The organism is Bradyrhizobium genosp. SA-4 str. CB756, from assembly GCF_000473125.1.
GTDB lineage: Bacteria > Pseudomonadota > Alphaproteobacteria > Rhizobiales > Xanthobacteraceae > Bradyrhizobium > Bradyrhizobium arachidis.
In genome coordinates, this window is the sequence record NZ_KI421499.1 from 1,412,432 (window position 1) to 1,433,063 (window position 20,632).

The window sequence follows — 20,632 nt, forward strand, 5'->3', positions numbered from 1 at the left end:
GCCTTGCGGGATGAGCACCGGCGCATCCCGTCCGTCAGCTTCGGAACGCGCGCCCGACGGCGGTTCGCGCTACCTCTTGCGCGATCTCTTCACGCCATTGGACACGCTGCTGGTCTCCGGCGGAGACCCGCGCCTGGTGCTCGATCCCCGGGATCGTGTCAACGCCTATGGCTGTGCGGCCTCGCCCGAGCCAGAGATCTGGAATTTCGCGTCCTCGACCGCGTCGACCATCTCGCAAGCGGCCTATGACCGCGCCGCGCTGGCGCGCGAGGAGCTGATGCACAGGTGCCTGTTCGACGAGGTCGAGATCGCCTTCGACGCGCGCTGCGAGGGTATGCGCGAGGAGCTGCGCGGCCACCTTCAGCTCTCGCCGAGGGTCGACGTCGTGTTCTCGCCCTCCGGCACGGACTCCCAGCTTCACGCGCTGTTCCTGGCGAGCGCGGTGCTCGGCGCGCCGCCGGTGACGATCGTGGTCGGCACGGATCAGACCGGCAGCGGCACGGTTCATACCGCGCGTGGACACCATTTCAGCTCGATGACGGCGAGCGGCGTTGCGGTGCGCAAGGATGCCGCGGTTGCGGGTCTTTCCGCCGACAGCATCGCGGTTCCGCTGATGGATGCCGCCTCCGGCATCGCGATGCGCGCGGATACGGATGCTGCGGTGATGCGTGCCATTGAGACCAGCCTCGCGCAAGGCCGCTGCGTTCTTCTGCACATCATGGATTCGTCAAAACTCGGCTGGCGCGCGCCGAGTGCTGCCTGCCTCGATGAGATCGCGCGGCGCTGGCCGCGCAAGGTTCAGGTGGTCGTCGATGCCTGTCAGGCGCGGCTCGGCCGCCGCCGGCTGCGCTGCTATCTCGACCGCGGATACATGGTGCTGATGACCGGCTCGAAGTTCTTCGGCGGACCTGCCTTCAGCGGTGCGCTGCTGGTGCCGAAAGGCCTGTCGCGGTCGATCGACCGGATCGGCGCGATCGCGCCGGGCATTTTCGATTATGCCGGCCGCGGCGACTGGCCGACGGCCTGGACGGTGCTGCGCTCGCGGTTCGAGCGCCGGCCGAATTTCGGTCAGTGGCTGCGGTGGGAAGCCGCGCTCGCGGAGATCGGCAGGTACTACGCAGTGCCTGGCGCTTTCCGCGCCAGGGCGCTGGCCGAGCTTGCGGCCGGCATCGACAGCATGATCGCGCTGTCGCCGTCGCTGCGTTCCATTCCAGCAGCGACCGAGAACATCGGTGCAGATGACGAGGAATTCGCCCGCGCCACGATCCTTCCGTTCATGCTGCTGCGCGACGGCAAACCTGTCTCGTTCGCCGAGACCAGCGCCGTTCATCGGGCGCTCGCCCGCGACATGAACGAGGAGCTCAGCGGCAGCGCGGCGGACCGGCAGGTCGCCGCACAACGCTGCCTGGTCGGCCAGCCGGTCCGGCTCGAGCGGCAGGGCGAGGCGCCGCAGGCCGCATTGCGGCTTTGCGTCGGCGCGCGGCTCGTCACCGAAGCCTGGTCGGCGGATCCCGCACAGGCGCAACGCAATCTGCAACATGTGCTCGATCGCATCGCCCACGTCCTGGTGAAGATCGAGCTGCTGCTTGACCGTGTCACGGCTGCGCCGGGGAAGTTTGTGCTCGAGGCCCAAAGATGCTGAATCCTGTTTCCGCGCCTGATAGCGTGACCACGCCGAACTATTCCGACCGCATCGGCTTTGCGCAGTTGACGCGGCGGGCCTTCGAGGGCGGCGATCTGCATCCTTTGCGCGAGCATCTGCTGGCGCGCATCGCGGAAGGAACGGCGGAGGCGGGCGAGGGCCTCGACCTGTCGTTGATTGCCCAGCTTCTCGGTGAGAAGGAGGCCGGGCTCGTGATCCAGACCGAGGTGCTCGCCTTCCATCAATTGTTTCGCACGCCGTGCGCGGTTGCCAAGCCGCGCCTGCGCGTGCTCGCGCTCGCGGCCGATATCGACATGGGCGGCAACACCCCGATCGAATTCCTGCTCGAAGGCTCCGACATCGAGCTGCTGACGCTGTATGTGGTCAAGGGAGTCGGTCTGCCCGAGACGTTGCCCGATCACGACGTCGCCATCGTGGTCGCCTCCGATTCCGAGGAATGCCGCGAGACGCTCGCGGTGATCGAGCAGGCTGCACCGCGCTGGCCGCGGCCGCTGCTCAATCGCCCCGAGCTCATCGGCAATCTCGATCGCGACAAGCTGTACCGGTTGCTGGCTGATATCCCCGGTCTCGACATTCCCGTGACCGTCCACACAACGCGCGCGCAATTGTCCGAATTGCTGGAAGGCAAGATCGCCTGCGCTGACATCACCGGTGAGCTGCGCTTTCCGATGATCGTGCGGCCACGCGGCACGCATGCCGGTGTCGGACTCGCGAAGGTCGACGATGCAGCGGCGCTCAAGGCCTATCTCGCCGAGCGGCAGGAGCAGGACTTCTTCGTCGCGCGTTTCGTCGATTATGCGAACCCCGACGGGCTCTACCGCAAATATCGTCTCACCATGGTCGACGGCAAGCCTTACGCCTGCCACATGGCGATCGCCGACCGCTGGGACATCTGGTATCTCAACGCCTACATGGCGTTCAGCGAGGAGAAGCGCGCTGAAGAAGCCACCTTCATGCTCGACTTTGACAACGCTTTCGCCGCGCGTCATCGCAGCGCACTCGCCGAGATGAGCAAGCGCGTCGGCCTCGACTATTTCATCGTCGATTGCGCCGAGAACCGCGATGGCGAGCTGCTGGTCTTCGAAGCCGACAACACCGCCGTCGTGCACAACATGGATCCGCCGGCCGTGTTTCCCTACAAGCCGCCGCAGATGCGCAAGATCTTTGCTGCGTTCACCGCGATGCTGTCGCGGCACGCCAGCGCCGGCGCGGAGAGTGCAGCATGAACGAGATCATCCGCAACACGCAGAGCTCGATCACGAACGGCTCGCTCGATCCGCAGGACTGGAGCGAATTTCGCGCGCTCGCCCATCGCATGCTGGATGAGACCATCGACGGCATCGCCAACATTCGCTCGCGTCCGGTGTGGCAACCGATCCCCGACGAGGTCCGCACGGCGTTGAAGAGCGACGTGCCGCGCGGGGCGAGCGAGCTCGCCGAGGTCTATCGCGAATTCGCAGAGCACGTCGCGCCCTATGCGACGGGCAACGTCCATCCCGGCTTCATGGGCTGGGTGCATGGCGGCGGCACCGCGGTCGGCATGCTTGCGGAGATGCTCGCGGCCGGCCTCAACGCCAATCTCGGCGGGCGCGACCACATGCCGATCGAGGTCGAGCGCCAGATCGTCGGCTGGATGCGCAATTTGTTTGCCTTCCCGGACAGCGCCAGCGGGATCTTCGTCACGGGCACGTCGATGGCCAATCTGATGGCGGTGCTGGTGGCACGCACGGCAGCGCTCGGCACGTTGGCGCGACAGCACGGCATCGGCAATGACGGCGCGCTGCTCGCCGCCTATACGTCGCGGGCCGCGCATGGCTGCGTCTCGCGGGCGATGCACATCGCAGGGCTCGGCACCGATGCGCTGCGCAAGATCGATGTCGACGCCGATCATCGCATCGACGTCGCCGCGCTGCGCGCGCAGATCGCCGCGGACCGCGAGATCGGCTTCAAGCCGTTCCTTGTCGTCGCCTCCGCCGGCACGGTCGATATTGGCGCGATCGACGACCTCAGGGCGGTTGCGCAGCTGTGCCGCGAGGAAGGCATCTGGTTTCACGTCGACGGTGCCTTCGGTGCGCTCGCAATTCTCTCGCCCGAGCTCGCGCCACTGCTCGGCGGCATCGAGCTCGCCGATTCCATCGCGCTCGATTTCCACAAATGGGGACAGGTGCCCTACGATGCTGGCTTCCTGCTGGTACGCGACGGCGAGCAGCATCGGCAGGCCTTTGCGCAGCCGGCGGCCTATCTCAGCCGCGAGGCGAGGGGGCTTGCGGCCGGCACGGTCTGGCCCTGCGATCTCGGCCCCGATCTGTCGCGCGGCTTCCGCGCGCTGAAGACCTGGTTCACGTTGAAGACGTTCGGCACCGATCGGCTCGGCGCGGTGATCGCGCGGAGCTGTGCGCTGGCAAAATATCTGGAGGCGCGCATTCTGGCCGAGCCGCGGCTGGAATTGCTGGCGCCGGTGAATCTCAACATCGTCTGCTTCCGCTATCGCGCCGCCGACGCGGTCAACCGCGAGGTGGTCGCCGACATCCAGGAGTCCGGCATCGCGGCGCCGTCGAGCACGACGCTGGATGGCAAGTTCGCGATCCGCGCGGCGATCGTCAATCATCGCACCGAGGAGACCGACATCGATGCGCTGGTTGCGGCCGTGCTCAAGTTCGGCGCGCAGCGCAGCGGCGGCGTGATCGAGGTCGAGGCGCCGCCAATCGCGGCGCAGTGATCACGAAACGCCGATGAAAAGCGAACGGCCCCGGAGGTGATCCGGGGCCGTTGTCGTTCAGGCGGAGGATACGGCTCGATCAAGCGGCCGAACTGACGTCGCCGTTCGGATGGGTGGCTTTGTACTGGTCGCGCAGCTTGTCTTCATAGGCGATCAGCTTGCGGGCCTCCTTGAGGGCCCGGTAGAGGTCGCCGCTCATGATGTTGTTGTTGATGCCCTCGATGATCGGCCAGGAGCTCGGCACTGCGGTGACGATGTCACGCACGAGGTTGAAGTAGGTGCCGTGCTGGGTCTGCGGATCCGGCGAGATGTACATCAGCTGGACCGCCAGATAGACGAGCTTGGCGGGGCTGTCGGCGGTCTCCGGCGTGAGGATATCGCGCTGGCGCAGGATCGGCACGTTCTCGCCGTCGATCAGAAGACGGGCGCGCTGGTCCGTGTTGGTGATCACGGAGTTGCCGACGATGATGCGTTCGTGCGGTTTGAGCTCGACCTTGAGAGCCATGCCTGTTCTCCATCAACTATTTTGTAACGAGCGGCGCGCGTCCCGGTGAATGACAACTGCCGACCCTGATTTGGGTCCAATCCTTGCTGAATGTGGTTAACGGGTCGTAAAGATTCGCGGTCGTGTTGAAGAGCGTAACGATCTCAATGGCTTGAGCGGTTGCAAAGAGCTGCGCTGCAAGCGTGCGGGACGGCGCTTGGGGCCCGACGCGGACAAACCGGCGGTTTCATTTCACGGATTGTTAGAGGCTCGGAGGCACCGTCCGCCGGTCGTTTGATCAATCTCGGTCAAACAGGACGCGTAGCTACCAGAAAGGTAACAGTATGTCCGGTATCGTTCTCTCCTCTTCGGTTCGTCAGAACCTCCTCTCCCTCCAGTCCACCGCCGACCTCCTCGCCACCACCCAGTCGCGTCTGTCGACCGGCAAGAAGGTGAACTCGGCGCTCGATAACCCCACCAACTTCTTCACCGCCCAGTCGCTCGACAACCGCGCCAGCGACATCAACAATTTGCTCGATGGCATCGCCAACGGCGTGCAGGTGCTGCAGGCCGCCAACACCGGCATCACCTCGCTGCAGAAGCTGCTGGACTCCGCGAAGTCGATCGCCAACCAGGCGCTGCAGACCACGGTCGGCTACTCGACCAAGTCGAACGTCTCGACCACGATTGCTGGCGCGACGGCCTCCGACCTGCGCGGCACCACGACCTACACCAGCACGACCGCGCTCTCCAACGTGCTGTTCTCCGGCGCGTCCGGTGGCGCGACCGTTGCGACCGGAACGACGACGCTCGGCGGTGTCACCGCTGCCCTGACCGGCTCGGCTGCAGTGGCCGGCGACGGTACGACCGCCTTCACCGGCGCCTTGAAGCTGGCCGGTACCGCCGGTGCGACGACCATCGCTTCCGGTGCGGCACCAACCGACGGTGAAACGCTGACCGTCGATGGCCACACGATCACTTTCAAGGCCGCGGACGTTCCGACCGGCGCGAATATCCCGTCGGGATCCGGCACCGTCGGCAATGTCCTCACGGACGGTAACGGCAACTCGACCGTCTATCTTGGCGCTACGGCTGCCACGGGTAGTGCGCAGGACCTGCTGAATGCCATCGACATTGCCAGCGGAGCTCAGACGGTCTCGATCGCCAGTGGCACTGCTACCCTGAGCGGCGGCGGCACTGCTAACAGCATCGCCGCCGGCAAGGTCACCCTGAACACGGGTACCGGCGCTGACCTCAGCATTTCCGGCAGGGCCGACCTTCTGAAGGCCCTCGGCCTGACGGGCGCGGCCGGCAGCGGCCAGGTCACCGTCACCCAGGCGCGTTCGACCACTTCGACCACGCTCGGAACCCTGATCCAGGACGGATCGACGCTGAACGTGGACGGCAAGACGATCACATTCTCGAACGCGAAGACGCCCACCACAGTCGCAACGGGTTCCACCCAGGTCGGCAATTTGGTCACGGATGGAAACGGCAACTCGACCGTTTACCTTCAGGCCGGCAACGTCAANGACNTTCTGAACGCCATCGATCTCGCGACCGGTGTGCAGACCGTCAAGACGGCGGGTGCTTCCGGTGCCCTGCAGACGACCGCAGGCGCCAAGAACTCGTCGATCGTGGCNGGCGCGCTCAACCTCTCGACCGGTGCGAACGCGGACCTGTCGATCACAGGTTCGGGCAACGCATTGTCGGCGCTCGGCCTGACCGGCTCCACCGGCACCGGCACCGCCTTCACCGCGAGCCGTTCCGCGGCGTCGGGTGGCATCTCGGGCAAGACCTTGACCTTCTCCTCCTTCAACGGCGGCTCGGCGGTCAACGTCACCTTTGGTGATGGCACCGGCGGCACGGTCAAGACGCTCGATCAGCTCAACACGCAGCTGCAGGCGAACAACCTGTCGGCCACGATCGACGCCAACGGCCTGCTCACGATCTCGGCGACCAACGACTATGCGTCCTCGACGATCGGATCTGCCACCGCCGGTGGTACGATCGGTGGTACGATCACCTCGGCCCTGACCTGGTCGAACGCCACCGCGCCGGTTGCCGATGCCGTTGCTCAGGCCACCCGTACCAACCTGGTGTCCCAGTACAACAACATCCTGACCCAGATCGACACGACCTCGCTGGACGCCTCGTTCAACGGTGTCAACCTGCTCAACGGCGACCAGCTCAAGCTGGTGTTCGACGAGACCGGTAAGTCCAACCTGAACATCACGGGCGTGACCTTCAACTCGAAGGGTCTGGGTCTCGCCTCGCTGGTGCAGGGCACCGACTTCATCGACAACGCGGCGACCAACAAGGTCCTGACCAACCTGAACTCGGCGTCGAGCACGCTACGTTCGGAAGCCTCGACGCTCGGTTCGAACCTCTCGGTGGTGCAGGTGCGTCAGGACTTCAACAAGAACTTGATCAACGTGCTGCAGACCGGCTCGTCCAACCTGACGCTGGCCGACACCAACGAGGAAGCGGCCAACAGCCAGGCGCTGTCGACCCGCCAGTCGATCGCAGTGTCGGCGCTGTCGCTCGCCAACCAGTCGCAGCAGAGCGTGCTCCAGCTGCTCCGCTAATAAGCGCCTGAAATCACGGAACTAAAACTGGCGGCGGGGCTTCGGCCCCGCCGCTTTTTTCGTTCGTGCAGGGGCTCGATCGAGCCCGTGTTCCGGGCCGGGGAGGGCGCTAACCCGGCATTAACCCTATCCCTTAAGTCGCCGTTAACCATACTTTAAAGGACAGCCCCTAAAACTCGACAAAAGCCCGCTTTCCAGATCGGCGAGCCCGATTCGTATCCGGTTCAAAAGGAAGACCGCCAATGTCCAACATCGTTCTCTCGGCGTCAGTTCGCCAGAACCTGTTGTCGCTGCAATCAACGGCCGACCTGCTCGCCACCACCCAGTCCCGACTGTCGACCGGCAAGAAGGTGAACACGGCGCTGGACAACCCGACCAACTTCTTCACCGCGCAGGGGTTGGACAACCGGGCAAGCGACATCAGCAACCTGCTCGACGGTATCAACAACGGTGTGCAGGTGCTTCAGGCGGCCAACACCGGCATCACCTCGCTGCAAAAGCTGATCGACAGCGCCAAGTCGATCGCCAACCAGGCGCTGCAGACCACGGTCGGCTACTCGACCAAGTCGAACATCTCGACCACGATCCCCGGCGCGACGCCGGCGGATCTGCGCGGCACCACGAGCTACACTTATGCGACCGCGACCGGCAACGTCGTCACCAACGGCACGGGCGGCGGTACGACTCCGATCACCACCGGCACCACGCTCGGCGGCGTTTCGCAAGCCCTGACCGGTAACGCCGCTCCCGACGGTGCGGGCACGGCGGCCAGCCTTGCGCCGAATCTCAAGTTGCTCGGTACGCCGAGCGCCACCACCATTGCGGCGAACGGCGCACCATCCGACGGCGATGTGTTGATTGTCGACGGCAAGACCATCACCTTCCGGGCAGGGGCAGCCCCTGCGGTCGCCAACGTTCCCGCCGGCTCAGGCAAGAACAACAACGTCGTCACCGACGGCAATGGCAACTCCACGGTTTACCTCGGAACAGCTGCCGCCCCGGCCGCCTCCGTCCAGGACGTGATGGACGCGATCGATCTCGCAAGCGGCGTGCAAACCGCGGCGATCACGGGTGGCACCGCAACGCTGTCGAACTCCTCGGGCGCCAACGCCTCCATCGCCGGCGGCCAGCTCACCCTCACCACCGGCACCGGCGCCGATCTCAGCATCACGGGCAAGGCCGACTTCCTCAAGGCGCTGGGCCTGACCACCGCGACCGGCTCCGGCAATGTCAATGTGACCAAGGCGCGTCTGACCGCCCCAGCCACGCTGGGCACGCTCGTTCAGGACGGATCCACGCTCAACGTCGACGGCAAGACGGTCACGTTCAAGAACGCGGCCGCGCCTGCTGCCGCGCCGACCGGGTCGACCAAGATCGGCAACATCGTCACCGACAACAATGGCAACTCCGTCGTCTACCTCCAGGGCGCAACCGTTCAGGATTCGCTCAACGCGGTCGATCTGGCGTCGGGCGCCGGTATCGTCAGTGGCGGCGCCGTGGTCGCGGCCAGCGGTTCGTCGCTGTCCACCGTCGTCAACGGCGCTCTCAAGCTCAGCACCGGTACCACCGCAGATCTGTCGATCACCGGAACGGGCAACGCGCTGTCCGCGTTCGGGCTGACCGGTCCGACCGGCACGGGCACCGCCTTCACCGCGGGACGCTCGCCGGGTCCGGGCAGCATTTCGGGCAAGACGCTGACCTTCACCTCCTTCAACGGCGGCACGCCCGTGAACGTCACCTTCGGCGACGGCACCAACGGCACGGTCAAGACGCTCGACCAGCTCAACAATCAGCTTCAAGCCAACCACCTGACGGCGACGATCGACGCCAACGGCGTGCTCACGATCACCACCGTCAACGAATACGCCTCTTCGACGCTCGGCTCGGTGACCGCCGGCGGCGTCGTCGGCGGCACGATCACCGGCACGGTTGCCTTCACCACCGCACAGCCGCCGATCCAGGATCCCGTGGCGCAGACGGCGCGCTCCAATCTGGTCAATCAGTTCAACAACATCCTGGCGCAGATCGACACCACTTCGCAGGACGCTTCGTTCAACGGCGTCAACCTGCTCAACGGCGACACGCTGAAGCTCGTCTTCAACGAGACCGGCAGTTCGACGCTCAGCATCAACGGCGTGGTGTTCAACGCGGCCGGCCTCGGCCTCAGCAACCTCGTCAACGGCGTCGACTTCATCGACAACGGTGCGACCAACAAGGTGCTGGCGAGCCTGAATGCGGCCTCGAGCACGCTGCGCTCGGAAGGTTCCGCGCTCGGCTCCAACCTCTCGATCGTGCAGGTGCGTCAGGACTTCTCGAAGAACCTGATCAACGTGCTGCAGACCGGCTCGTCCAACTTGACGCTGGCCGACACCAACGAGGAAGCGGCCAACAGCCAGGCGCTGTCGACCCGCCAGTCGATCGCGGTCTCCGCGCTGTCGCTCGCCAACCAGTCGCAGCAGAGCGTGCTCCAGCTGCTCCGCTAGTCTCGCGGCGTAAGAAATTGAATCGTAACGTCGCGGCGGAGCTCATGCTCCGCCGTTTTTATGGAGATCGCTAAGGCAGGATTAGCCGAGATCGATGCGCATCATGCGAGACGTGTTTACAGCGCGCATGTGCACATCTAGCTTCGCGATGACGAAGGACTCCGCGACCCGTAATAGTCCGGAGGGCTTCCAAGCAGACACGTAAGCAAATCTTAAGCGGTGCTGCCTAGGGTTGGGAAAGAAATCCTTAAGCGCGTTCAACGGGCTAGGTAAACCTCCAAGGTGTGATTGATGTCGAATTCCGCTGCCTCGGCTTACGCGCGTGTCGCAACGACCACCGCCTCTCCCCGGGACATCGAAGCGCAAACCCTGCTGAAGGCCGCCAACAAGCTTCAGGATGCCGTCAACAGCGCCGATCCGCTCAGCGAGCAGACCATGCAGGCGCTGATGTTCAATCGCAAGCTCTGGACGATCTTCCTCAGCGAGGCGATGCGCGACACCAATCCGCAGCCGCTCGACGTCCGGCAGAAGATCGCCAATATCAGCGTGTTCGTGCTGAGCCAGACCGCCGCGCTCCAGATGAGCCCGCAGTTCGATCACTTCCGTCCGCTGATCGAGATCAACCGCAACATTGCCGCCGGTCTGTCCGGCCGCCCGTAAGGACGGTGCTCCCCGCGACCGGCTCAACCTATCTCGGCACCGCGCTTGCTATGCGCGACACCTGATCGTCAGGCGCTGAGGTCCGTATTGAGCGGACGCGAGGGCTGGGCCTTCAGATCCTCCGCATGGAAGTAAGCCCGCCGGCGCAGCATCGCCTCGTCGGGAAACTGGTTGACCACTGCGTCGGTCTTCTCGTTGACCACCTGAAAAACGAACGAGGCGGCCGCCTGGTCGAACACGACCTGGCGCGAGATGTTCTGATTGTTCTGGAGATCATTGCGCACGGCCGCGCTTGTATCGCTCGCGGCGACCGTCTGGCTCACCGGCAAATCAGTTTGCACGGCCTCGTTCGCCGCCGAATTCGACGTCGTCACGATCTGCGCGGGGGCCGGTATCCCCACCGGCCGGATGCTGAAATCTGTACTCATGGCAGCCTCCTGGTTGCCTTACGCGAGTCAAATCCCAACCCCTCTCAATGCGCAACCATGGAACACCAGGATTGAAGACCGGGTAAGGAAACGTGCCTAACCGCGCGACGAGATCGCCGCGCGGTTTTTCGTAAAATTGTAGCTTGTTGTTGCGCGCGCTCAGAGCGAGCGGCTGACCGCGAGCGGCGTGATGTGGCGCGGGCCGGGAGCGGCGCGGCGTCCTGCGGCCGTATAGGTGTTCGGGACGTTGCGCTTCTGGATCTCGGCGTTGACGCCCCGCACGACGCTCTCGGAGACCGCATGTGCGGTGGCAAGCACCGTGAGATTGACCTGGAGCATGGCGCGGAACGCGTCGTGATGACGATGCAGCGTCGAGAGCAGCTCGGGTGCGGATTTCGCCAGCTGGGCCTGGTTGGCCTTTAATTCACTGACGGCGACGACATAGTTCTTCGACAGCTCCTGCTTCCTGCTCTCGAGCGTCATGGCCTCGCGGACCTTGCCGGCACGGACGAGCTCGGTCTCGCGTTCGATCAGGCCGAGCAGGGCGTTCATCGCATCCATCAGGTTCTCGGCGAGCTTGCGCGCTTCAATGCTGCCGGGCGCGGTGTTCGGGCGCTGCGCTGGCATCGGCTGACGTGCGGCGGTGAATTGGTTCATCTCGTTTTGACCTTATGCCGTGCGGATGGTTTTCGCCTGCTGCATGATCAGGGTGCGGTAGACCTCGGTGGCAACGCCGACGCCGCCGGCCTTGGCGAAGTTCTTGGAATATTGCTCGGTCAGCATCGAGCGCCACACGCCGGTGCCCGGCGTGTCGCCGAATGGGCCTTCGCCCTTCAGGCCCGAGGTCATCTGCGAGAACATGCTGTTGAGGAACATCGCCTCGAAATCGGTGGCGGTCTTCTGCGCCTTGGCCTGCTGCTGCGGCGAGACCTTCTGCAGCGCGGCGGCGAGCTCGAAATCGGGGCGGCCGTTGCGGCTCTCGACGGAGAAGGCCGGGGAGTAGGTGGTGAGGTGCGGGGTGTTGATCGTGCTCGTCTGCATCACATCACCTCGATGTCGGCTTCGATCGCGCCGGCGGCCTTGATCGCCTGGAGGATGCTGATGAGATCGCGCGGGCCGATGCCGAGGCCGTTGAGGCCGTCGACGAGCTGCTGGAGCGAGACGCCGTCCTTGACGAGAGCCAGCTTCCTGCCGTCCTCGGTGACGGAGACGCTGCTACGCGGCGCGACCACGGTGCGGCCGCGTGACAGCGGGTTGGGCTGGCTGACCTGCGGGCTCTCCGAGATCGTGACCGTGAGATTGCCCTGCGCCACCGCGACGGTGGCGACGCGGACGTCGCGGCCCATCACGATGATGCCGCTGCGTTCGTCGATGATGATCTTGGCGGCCAGATCAGGGTCGACCTGGAGCTGCTCGATCTCGGTGAGGAAGGCGACGACGTTGCCCTTGAACTCCGGCGGGATCGAAAGCTGCACCGTCGAGGGATCGATCGGCTCAGCGGTCTTGACGCCGAGATAGTCGTTGATCGCCGCTGCGATCCGTTTGGCGGTGGTGAAGTCGGCGTTGCGCAGCGCCAGGCGCACGTTCGGCAGCCGGTTGAGCGCGAACTCGATCTCGCGCTCGATGATGGCGCCGTTGGCGATGCGGCCCACGGTCGGCACGCCGCGCACGATTTTTGCAGCTTCGCCTTCGGCCTGGAAGCCGGAGATCGCGAGCGAGCCCTGCGCCACCGCATAGACGTTGCCGTCGGCACCGAGCAGGGGGGTGACGAGGAGGGTGCCGCCCTGAAGGTTCTTGGCATCGCCGAGCGCGGAGACGGTGACGTCCATGCGCGTGCCTTGCGTGGCGAAGGCCGGCAGATTGCCCGTGACCATCACCGCGGCGACGTTGCCGGTGCGGATGGTGGCGCCGCGGATGTTGACGCCCATGCGCTCGAGCATCGCTTGCAGCGATTGCTTGGTGAAGGGGATGTTGTTGAGCGTGTCGCCGGTGCCGTTGAGGCCGACGACGAGGCCGTAGCCGATGAGCTGGTTCTGCCGCACGCCTTCGATGTTGGCGAGGTCCTTGATGCGCGAGGTCGCAGCCGCCGAACTGACCGACAGCGCCAGCGCCGACAGCGCGGCGCAGGCCACCCCAACAATCCTCACCCAACGAACGCCTGGCATTCTCTGCTCCCCAAGGCCCCTCAAAAAGCCTCCTCAAATCGAAGGACCTTCTGCGACACTCCCATGACGAGCTGGTCCGACGCTTTCCTTGCGAGCGCTGTGCCAACCCGGCGCAGTGGAGCTAGATCGCTGAATAGGTTGAATAAATCTGTTTCGACCGGTGTCAGCGGCCGTTGTCTCTGAGGAGCGAAACTGCCGCATGTCGGCAGATTTTGCCGGGCTGTTTACGTCCCGTTAACCATAAAACAGCGAAGGTGAGGCATCGATCACCCGGATTGCTTCCGATGCGCATCTACGGACCGAACGGCACCACGCTTGGAGCGCCGGCCAGCCAGGCCAGGCGAACGGGCTCGGGCACCTTCGTGCTGCCCGACACCTCGTCGGCGCAGGAGACGCGGAGCGCCGCCGCACCGAAGGCTGCCGGTAATATCGACGCGCTGATCGCGCTGCAAGGCATCGAGGAGGATCCGGTCGAGCGCCGCAAGCGCTCGGTCGCCCGCGGCAAGACCGCGCTCGACGTGCTCGACGATCTCAAGATGGGGCTTCTCTCCGGCAATCTCGACGCCTCGACCGTGATGCGGCTGCGCGATGCGGCGGCGAATTTGAAATCGTCCTCGGGCGATGCCGGACTGGATGCCGTGCTTGCCGAGATCGAGCTGCGCGTCGAGGTCGAGCTGGCCAAGGCCGGGCAGGCCTGATCGTTATCCGTCACCCCCGCGCAACGGCGAAGCCGTTGTCGCCTGAGGTGGCCGCTTCTCCAGCGGCCCTCGAAGGGCGACGGCCCCGCTGAGAAGTCTCGGCCGTACATCCTTCGAGGCTCCCGGCGCGACGCTTTGCATCGCGCCGCTCGCACCTCAGGATGACGGGTCTGCCACTCGTCCTGTTAAGCCGCTTCATCCTTCAGCTGCGCGTCGTAGCGGCGCTGGGCGGCGAGGACGTCTTTCAGATTTTGCTCGGCCCAGTCGCGCAGGGGATCGACTGCGGCGGCGAGGGTTATGCCGAGCTGCGTGATCGAATACTCCACCGTCACAGGCACGGTCGCGATGGCGCGGCGCTTGATCAGGCCGTCGCGTTCGAGCGATTTGAGAACCTGGCTCAGCATCTTCTGCGAAATGCCTTCAATCGTCCGGCGCAACTGATTGAAGCGCATCGGCTCCTCGCGCAGCAGCAACAGGATCAGCACTGCCCATTTGTCGCCGACGCGATCGAGGATCTGGCGCGTGGGGCAGTTCGCTGCATAGACGTCGGGTTTCATCATTGGGGTCCTCAGATCCATTTCCGTTCCGGCGGTTACGCGGGTTACTCCGGCGTAATCAGGTAAGCACAAAGTGCTCTCTTAACACCAGCATTCTTTGCGATATTTAGTCACCGCTAGTTACTATAGAAGCAAAGGAGCCCTCCATGAAAATCGCAGTCGCCGGCGCCTCGGGCCGGGCAGGGTCGGAGATCACCAAGGAACTGTCCCGACGCGGCCACGCGGTCACGGCCATCGCCCGCAGTCCCGAGAAGATCGCGGCTCTGCCGAATGTCACGCCGACCAAGGGCGACGTGCTCGACCAGGCCGGCCTCGCCATGCTGTGGGCGGGGCACGACGTTGCGGTGAGTTCCGTGCACTTCCTCGCCAGCGACCCGCTCAAGCTGATCGGTGCGGCGAAGCAGTCCGGCGTAAGCCGCTACCTCGTCGTCGGTGGCGCGGGCAGCCTGGAGGTCGCTCCCGGCGTGAAGCTGGTCACAACCCCCGGTTTTCCCGCCCAGTACAAGGCCGAGGCCGAGAAGGGTTCCGACTTCCTCGACCTGCTGCGGCAGGAGAAAGACCTGAACTGGACCTTCATCTCGCCTTCGGCGCTGTTCGTCGAGGGGGAGCGCATTGGCAAGTTCCGGCTCGGGACCGATCAGCTTCTCGCAGATGCGAACGGGAAAAGCTGGATCAGCTTTGCCGACTACGCCATTGCACTGGCCGACGAGATCGAGCGCCCGGCCCATCTGAGGCAGCGCTTCACGGTCGGCTACTAGGCCTTCGGCCGCCCCCCAGGCTCTCCAGGATAAACCTTCCTGTGCAAGGGTTTGGGGGCGGCACCTGGGCGATCAGGACAATATTGTCTGTCACAGGACGTAGCTATATAAGGCCCCGCTCAACGGACCCCGTTCCGTTAGCGAGTCGTTGCTTAGACAGATGGGCCGCCCTTGGAAAAGTTGAAAAACTACCGACCAACCGAAAAAGAGCCTTTCATGAACGACCGGCAGAAGGAGTACTTCCGTTTGAAGCTCCTCGCCTGGAAGGATGAGATCCTCAAAGAGTCCAAGCTCACCCTGCAAGCGTTGCAGGAGGAGAACGTCAACCACCCCGATCTTGCCGATCGGGCATCGTCCGAAACCGACCGCGCCATCGAACTCCGCGCCCGCGACCGCCAGCGCAAGTTGATCGCCAAGATCGACGCCGCGCTCCAGCGTATCGAGGACAACACCTACGGCTATTGCGAGGACACCGGCGAGCCGATCTCTTTGAAGCGGCTCGAAGCCCGACCCATCGCGACGCTCTCGGTGGAAGCGCAGGAGCGCCACGAGAAACGCGAGAAGGTCTATCGCGACGAATAGAGCCCGAGCCGCAGAGTTGCGGCTCTTTGTTTTTGGGACGCAAGGCGCCGTTTCGCGCCGGGACCAGCTTTTTGCCTGTCGCCTGCGGCCGCGCACGTCAATGTGTGAGCGCAATCGCGAAAAGTGAATCGCGATCAATGGGCTAGAGTCACTTCCTCCGAGCTCACGTGAGTTCGGATGAGAAACAGCCTTCACTTCAGGTGGGGGAAGATTTTGCGAGTCGCGTCAACAAGATCGACTCCAAGCTTGCGGCGCTGAACGAGCTGCATCACGCATCGCTGCAATCAGGCCTGTCGCGACGCCGCAAGGCGCGCATCGCCATAGAGCCTGGACCAGCTCAACATTTCCTTAAACGCCGGCAACAGGCCGTAAGCCGCATCCGTCAGCTCGTACTCGACCCTTAAGGGTTTTTCCGCGAACACGGTTCGCGTTACGAGGCCATCCTGCTCGAGCTCGCGCAGTTGCGTCGTCAGCATGTGCTGGGTGATGCCGCCGATCGATCGTCGCAACGCACCGAAACGAACCGCGCCGTTCATCAGCGCGAACAGGATCTCCAGCTTCCACTTGCCGCCGAGGGCATGGATGGCCCGCTTGAAGTCGGCGAGCAGGGTAGGGTCCGGGCTGCAATCGCAGTCGCCATCACAAACGCTGGTCAGATTTTCCATACCGGTCTCGAAATCCATTCTACTTGTTCCCCCAGGACATAGTGACCAGATGCGGCCTTGAGCAGGGCCATGGCGGAACCAAATTCGCCGGCCTATGCAGCGAGGGAAGTTTGGCAATGAGCACTGTTCTGGTCACTGGCGGCTCGGGCTTTGTCGGAGTCCACGTCGTCCTGCAACTGATGGCCGCCGGCCACAAGGTGCGGACCACGGTGCGTCGGCCGGACCGGCGGGACGGCGTGCTGGCCATGCTCCGCGAGGGCGGGGCGGCTGCACCGGAGAGCCTGTCGTTCTTCACCGCCGACCTCACCGCGGACGACGGTTGGCGCGAGGCAGCCGCCGGCTGCGATTACGTGCTTCATGTCGCCTCGCCCCTGTCGACCAGTGTTCCCAAGGACGAGAACGAGATGATCATCCCGGCCCGTGACGGCACGCTGCGGGTGCTGCGCGCCGCGCGCGAGGCCGGCGTCAGGCGGGTCGTCATCACCTCGTCGCTGGGGGCGATCGGTTATGGCCATCTGCCGCGCGAAAAACCGTTCGACGAGACCGACTGGACCAATCTCGAGGGCACCGACGTGCAGCCCTACATCAAGTCCAAGACGCTGGCCGAGCGGGCGGCCTGGGATTTCATCGCGCGTGAGGGCGGCGGGCTGGAGCTGTCGGTGGTCAATCCCGCCGGCATTTTCGGCCCCGTGCTGGGGCCGGATTTCTCCGGCTCGATCGAGATCGTCAAATCACTGCTCGACGGCGCCATGCCGGCCGTGCCGCGGGTCTATTTCGGCGTGGTGGACGTGCGCGACGTCGCCGAGCTGCACCTGCGGGCGATGACGGCGCCTGAAGCGAAGGGCGAGCGTTTCATCGCGGTCTCCGGCGAGACGATGTCGATCCTCGATATAGGCAAGGTGCTGCGGCGGGAACTCGGACCCCGGGCGCGGCGGGTTCCGCGGTTTCAGGCCCCGGATTGGCTGGTGCGGCTGGCCGCGACCCGGGTCCCGCTGCTGCGCGCCGTGGTGCCGATGCTCGGACGTGTCAGGCATTCCACCAGCGCCAAGGCGAGGTCGGTGCTCGGCTGGCAGCCGCGCTCCAATGGCGAGGCGATCCTCGCCACCGCCGAAAGCCTGATCCGGCTTGGCCTGGTCAGGAGTTGAGGCCGGCCGCCCGGGCGCGCTTGTCAGGCCCGGGCGGGGATGCTGAAGTGCCGTCCTCGATTGGGTAGCGTGGGAGACGGCGCCGATGGACAAGATTCTCGCAGGCGCAAAGGCGATCGCGCTGGCGCGCCGCAACCATGCGCCGCTGGCGGCGCTGGAGCGTCCTCCCGCCGATGAGGCCGAAGGCTACCGGGTCCAGCGGGCGCTGCACGATCTGCTGCTGCCGCATGTCGGGCCGCTGGTCGGCTACAAGATCGGCTGCACCAGCCAGGTGATGCAGGACTATATCGGCATCCCGCACCCCTGCGGTGGCGGCGTGTTCGAGAAGGGAGTGCATGACAGCGGCGCGAAGCTTGCCGCCAAGGACTATGTCCGTGTCGGCGTCGAATGCGAGATCGCGGTGCGGCTGCAGCGCGACCTCGCCGCCGGCGAGGCGCCGTTCACGGCCGAATGGGTCGGCGAGGCGGTCGAGGCCTATCAACCCGCGATCGAGATCGTCGACGACCGCTATGTGAAATGGGAGACGATGGGCGCGCCGACACTGATCGCCGACGATTTCTTCGCCGCCGGCTGCGTGCTGGGCGAGGCGGTGCCGCGCTCGTCGGTGCCGGACCTGAAAGCGGTCAAGGGCCGCGCCATCGTCAACGGCGAGGAGGTCAGCCACGGCACCGGCGCCGACGTGCTCGGCCATCCCCACAACGCGCTCGCCTGGCTCGCCAATCATCTCGCCGCCGAAGGCAAGGGCCTGCACGCGGGGCAGCTCGTGCTGACCGGCAGTCTTGTGAAGACACTGTGGCTGAAAGCCGGCGACAAGGTGCGGATGGAGCTGGATGGGCTGGGCGTGGTCGAGGTGGAGTTTACGTGAGCTCTCCGCGTCGTCATTGCGAGGAGCGAAGCGACGAAGCAATCCAGAGTCTTTCCGCGGAGGGATACTAGATTGCTTCGCTGCGCTCGCAATGACGGGGTGTGAGGCGGCGACGTCGCTACAATTGCGCTGACGTCACGCGCTGCAAAGCATAGATCGCCAAAACACATGCGGCCCTCGCCAGGGGAGCTAGCGAGGGCCGCGTAGTACACCGTCGTTCGCGCCTAGGTTCGCGAACACGATGTGGGAGCTCGGGAGAGACTTAGAAGGGCAGCAGCACGTCCATGACTTGCTGGCCGTAGCGCGGCTGCTGCACGTCCATGATCTGGCCGCGGCCGCCATAGGCGATGCGGGCCTGCGCGATCTTGGTGGAATCGATGGTGTTGTCGCTCTGGATGTCTTCGGGGCGGACGATGCCGGCGACCACGAGCTCGCGGATCTCGTAATTGACGCGGATCTCCTGCTTGCCCTCGACCACGAGATTGCCGTTCGGCAGCACCTGGGTCACGACGGCGGCGACGTTGGTCTGCAACGCTTCCGTGCGGTTGACCGAGCCCTTGCCGTCGCTGGAGGCTGACGAGTCGGCGGTGAGGATACGGCCTGGCAGGATCTTGTTCGCCTGCGTGATGGTCTTGGACCCGATGAAATCGGTAATGCCGGAATCTTCCGAGTTGGTGCGGCTGCGCTGGGTCTCGTTGGCGATGTTGGCCTTGTCGGTGATGTTCACGGTCACCGTGAGCAGGTCGCCGATCTGGTGTGCGCGCTGGTCCTTGAAGAAGGCGCGGCTGCCGTTGCGCCACAGCGAGTTCGGATTGTAGGAGGCGACTTCCGGCTTCGGCATCGGCATCTGCACCGGCTTGTAGCCGGGCTGCGTCGTCGGATTGTCGATCGCCGACAATTTCGGTTGCTCGCCGATCTGCGACAGCCGGTCGATCGAGGAGCAGCCGCCCAGCGCGCTGGCTGCCAACAGCAGGGCCGAGATCGCGATGCGACGAAGACGGGAAGCCGAACTGAACGAGGACATGACTTACTCTGACTTGGCTGGAGCTTGCGAGACGCGAGTTTGCGGGATCTGGGCTTGCGCGACCTGAGCCTGTGATGCGGGAGCCTGGACCAGGTTCCGGACGAGAGCTGCTGTGTCGACGGGGGCGGGCGCTTCGTCGCGCTTCAGCGAGGAGGTCTGCTCGACCGCAGGTGCCATCGGCGCGGATTGGCTCGCGCCCTGGACCGTCACCTGGCCGCGGCCAGTGACGACACCGGTCAGGGTGCGCTTGGTCTGGAGGTTGAGGACGCTCACGGTGTCGCCCTCGGCGCCGCTCTCGATCGCCTTGCCGCGGGTGGTGAGGTAGATGCCGGGCACCTGATAGATGACGGTGACGCTCTGGTCGCGCTGCACGAAGTCGGGCTTGACGATGTCGGCGACGTGGATCGGGGTGCCCGCGCGCATCGGCCGGCGCAGCTGCATGCCGATGGTGCGCTCGCGCGAGGCGGGCTCGCCGGTGACTTCCGCCTTGGGCCGCCGCTCCAGCGAGATGTCGGAGGATTTGAGGAGGTCCGCGCGGTCGATGTCGCGCGTCAGCACGGCCACTTCCACCGTCTCGATCGCGGTGCCGGTGAAGCGCAGCTTGGTCGGCGTCGGATTGCTGTCGTTGCTGACCTCGAAGGCGATGTCGAAACGGCCGCTGCGGGCGTCGTAGCGGGTCGCCACCGGCTGGAGCGCGCCGGTGTTGGAGGCATCCAGCCGCATGTCGGAGACGCCGCGGTCGAAGGTCACGGCGATGTTGGCGGCATCCCCAAGGCCGAAGCGGCGTTCGAGCGCGGAGGCGACCGCGATCTCGAGATCCTTGTTCGCGAGCGTGCGGGCGAGGCGGGTGACCTGGACCTCCTTGATATCGCCGGTCATCACGCCGATCACCTGCTTGGCGCGGAGCACGCTCAGCACCTGGGCGACCGGCAGCGCGCCGGTGGTGCCGAGATCGGGCGAGCGGTAGACCGGGATCAGGGCGGCCGAGCCGGCATTGTCGATGAGGTCGCCGACCCGCACCACGTCCGACGTCACGGTGACGCTGGCGCGCAGCATCGGCGCGGCGATGACGTCGTCGGCGGCCTGCGCCGGCAGGGCCAGCATCAAGAGAGCGGAGATCGTGGCGATTGTGGTGCGGATCATCGTCA

General features: G+C 65.0%; 20 protein-coding genes. 11 read left to right on the forward strand and 9 right to left on the reverse strand.

Annotation, left to right across the window (positions count from 1 at the left end):
• Nucleotides 1-10 precede the first annotated feature (10 nt).
• The 3 genes from BRAGE_RS0106775 to BRAGE_RS0106785 are packed head-to-tail and all read left to right on the forward strand — an operon-like array spanning nt 11 to nt 4,382.
• On the forward strand, nt 11-1,642 hold the full coding sequence (locus BRAGE_RS0106775) for a hypothetical protein (protein WP_027560345.1): 1,632 nt from the start codon (nt 11-13) through the stop codon (nt 1,640-1,642).
• Nucleotides 1,636-2,889 (forward strand): ATP-grasp domain-containing protein, encoded by a 1,254-nt coding sequence (locus BRAGE_RS0106780; RefSeq protein WP_027560344.1) that lies wholly within the window; start codon nt 1,636-1,638, stop codon nt 2,887-2,889. The genes BRAGE_RS0106775 and BRAGE_RS0106780 overlap by 7 nt, the downstream gene beginning before the upstream one ends.
• Nucleotides 2,886-4,382 carry a pyridoxal phosphate-dependent decarboxylase family protein gene (locus BRAGE_RS0106785; RefSeq protein ID WP_027560343.1) on the forward strand — a complete coding sequence of 499 codons (1,497 nt, stop codon included), beginning with the start codon at nt 2,886-2,888 and terminating at the stop codon, nt 4,380-4,382. Before BRAGE_RS0106780 ends, BRAGE_RS0106785 begins: the two co-directional genes overlap by 4 nt.
• 79 nt (nt 4,383-4,461) lie before the next feature.
• Here BRAGE_RS0106785 and flbT read toward each other — a convergent pair whose 3' ends face one another.
• Nucleotides 4,462-4,887, reverse strand: coding sequence for a flagellar biosynthesis repressor FlbT (gene flbT / locus BRAGE_RS0106790; protein ID WP_027560342.1), 426 nt, complete (start codon nt 4,885-4,887; stop codon nt 4,462-4,464).
• Nucleotides 4,888-5,210: 323 nt separating this feature from the next.
• Between flbT and BRAGE_RS0106795 the strand changes: the two genes are divergently transcribed.
• From BRAGE_RS0106795 to flaF, 3 genes are all read left to right on the forward strand, one after another.
• Nucleotides 5,211-7,454: a DUF1522 domain-containing protein gene (locus tag BRAGE_RS0106795; RefSeq protein WP_028146218.1), complete on the forward strand. Its 2,244-nt coding sequence runs from the start codon at nt 5,211-5,213 to the stop codon at nt 7,452-7,454.
• Between the two features lie 242 nt (nt 7,455-7,696).
• Nucleotides 7,697-9,937, forward strand: coding sequence for a DUF1522 domain-containing protein (locus tag BRAGE_RS0106800; RefSeq protein ID WP_027560339.1), 2,241 nt, complete (start codon nt 7,697-7,699; stop codon nt 9,935-9,937).
• Nucleotides 9,938-10,228: 291 nt separating this feature from the next.
• A complete protein-coding gene (gene flaF / locus BRAGE_RS0106805; RefSeq protein ID WP_027560338.1) occupies nt 10,229-10,597 on the forward strand; it encodes a flagellar biosynthesis regulator FlaF in 369 nt (122 codons plus the stop codon).
• A gap of 68 nt (nt 10,598-10,665) precedes the next feature.
• On the opposite strand, the gene BRAGE_RS0106810 is transcribed toward flaF, so the two are convergent.
• The 4 genes from BRAGE_RS0106810 to BRAGE_RS0106825 form a co-directional block, all read right to left on the reverse strand.
• Nucleotides 10,666-11,025 carry a hypothetical protein gene (locus BRAGE_RS0106810; RefSeq protein ID WP_027560337.1) on the reverse strand — a complete coding sequence of 120 codons (360 nt, stop codon included), beginning with the start codon at nt 11,023-11,025 and terminating at the stop codon, nt 10,666-10,668.
• Between the two features lie 159 nt (nt 11,026-11,184).
• On the reverse strand, nt 11,185-11,682 hold the full coding sequence (locus BRAGE_RS0106815) for a hypothetical protein (RefSeq protein ID WP_027560336.1): 498 nt from the start codon (nt 11,680-11,682) through the stop codon (nt 11,185-11,187).
• Between the two features lie 12 nt (nt 11,683-11,694).
• On the reverse strand, nt 11,695-12,066 hold the full coding sequence (flgJ, locus tag BRAGE_RS0106820; RefSeq protein ID WP_027560335.1) for a flagellar assembly peptidoglycan hydrolase FlgJ: 372 nt from the start codon (nt 12,064-12,066) through the stop codon (nt 11,695-11,697).
• Nucleotides 12,066-13,190, reverse strand: coding sequence for a flagellar basal body P-ring protein FlgI (locus BRAGE_RS0106825; RefSeq protein ID WP_027560334.1), 1,125 nt, complete (start codon nt 13,188-13,190; stop codon nt 12,066-12,068). The genes flgJ and BRAGE_RS0106825 overlap by 1 nt, the downstream gene beginning before the upstream one ends.
• Before the next feature lie 284 nt (nt 13,191-13,474).
• On the opposite strand from BRAGE_RS0106825, the gene BRAGE_RS0106830 reads away from it, so the two are divergent.
• The gene (locus tag BRAGE_RS0106830; protein WP_027560333.1) at nt 13,475-13,888 is read left to right on the forward strand and encodes a flagellar assembly protein FliX; all 414 of its coding nucleotides are present in this window, start codon (nt 13,475-13,477) and stop codon (nt 13,886-13,888) included.
• A 185-nt stretch (nt 13,889-14,073) separates the two neighbouring features.
• On the opposite strand, the gene BRAGE_RS0106835 is transcribed toward BRAGE_RS0106830, so the two are convergent.
• Nucleotides 14,074-14,445, reverse strand: coding sequence for a winged helix-turn-helix transcriptional regulator (locus tag BRAGE_RS0106835; RefSeq protein WP_092213791.1), 372 nt, complete (start codon nt 14,443-14,445; stop codon nt 14,074-14,076).
• A 146-nt stretch (nt 14,446-14,591) separates the two neighbouring features.
• Between BRAGE_RS0106835 and BRAGE_RS0106840 the strand changes: the two genes are divergently transcribed.
• Together BRAGE_RS0106840 and dksA are read left to right on the forward strand one after the other, a co-directional pair.
• Entirely contained in the window at nt 14,592-15,203 is a 612-nt protein-coding gene (locus tag BRAGE_RS0106840; RefSeq protein WP_027560331.1) for an NAD(P)-dependent oxidoreductase, read from the forward strand.
• Nucleotides 15,204-15,419: 216 nt separating this feature from the next.
• The gene (gene dksA / locus BRAGE_RS0106845; RefSeq protein ID WP_008554760.1) at nt 15,420-15,785 is read left to right on the forward strand and encodes an RNA polymerase-binding protein DksA; all 366 of its coding nucleotides are present in this window, start codon (nt 15,420-15,422) and stop codon (nt 15,783-15,785) included.
• 284 nt (nt 15,786-16,069) lie between these two features.
• On the opposite strand, the gene BRAGE_RS0106850 is transcribed toward dksA, so the two are convergent.
• Nucleotides 16,070-16,468 carry a winged helix-turn-helix transcriptional regulator gene (locus tag BRAGE_RS0106850; protein ID WP_027560330.1) on the reverse strand — a complete coding sequence of 133 codons (399 nt, stop codon included), beginning with the start codon at nt 16,466-16,468 and terminating at the stop codon, nt 16,070-16,072.
• A 98-nt stretch (nt 16,469-16,566) separates the two neighbouring features.
• Here BRAGE_RS0106850 and BRAGE_RS0106855 point away from each other — a divergent pair, with 98 nt between their 5' ends.
• Complete coding sequence (locus BRAGE_RS0106855) at nt 16,567-17,595, forward strand: SDR family oxidoreductase (RefSeq protein ID WP_027560329.1); 1,029 nt, start codon at nt 16,567-16,569, stop codon at nt 17,593-17,595.
• 85 nt (nt 17,596-17,680) lie between these two features.
• Nucleotides 17,681-18,460 carry a 2-keto-4-pentenoate hydratase gene (locus BRAGE_RS0106860; protein ID WP_027560328.1) on the forward strand — a complete coding sequence of 260 codons (780 nt, stop codon included), beginning with the start codon at nt 17,681-17,683 and terminating at the stop codon, nt 18,458-18,460.
• A gap of 262 nt (nt 18,461-18,722) precedes the next feature.
• Here the strand turns inward: BRAGE_RS0106860 and flgH are convergent, their stop codons facing one another.
• Together flgH and flgA are read right to left on the reverse strand one after the other, a co-directional pair.
• On the reverse strand, nt 18,723-19,484 hold the full coding sequence (flgH, locus tag BRAGE_RS0106865) for a flagellar basal body L-ring protein FlgH (protein WP_027560327.1): 762 nt from the start codon (nt 19,482-19,484) through the stop codon (nt 18,723-18,725).
• Between the two features lie 3 nt (nt 19,485-19,487).
• A complete protein-coding gene (gene flgA, locus BRAGE_RS0106870; RefSeq protein ID WP_027560326.1) occupies nt 19,488-20,627 on the reverse strand; it encodes a flagellar basal body P-ring formation chaperone FlgA in 1,140 nt (379 codons plus the stop codon).
• Between the last annotated feature and the right edge of the window lie 5 nt (nt 20,628-20,632).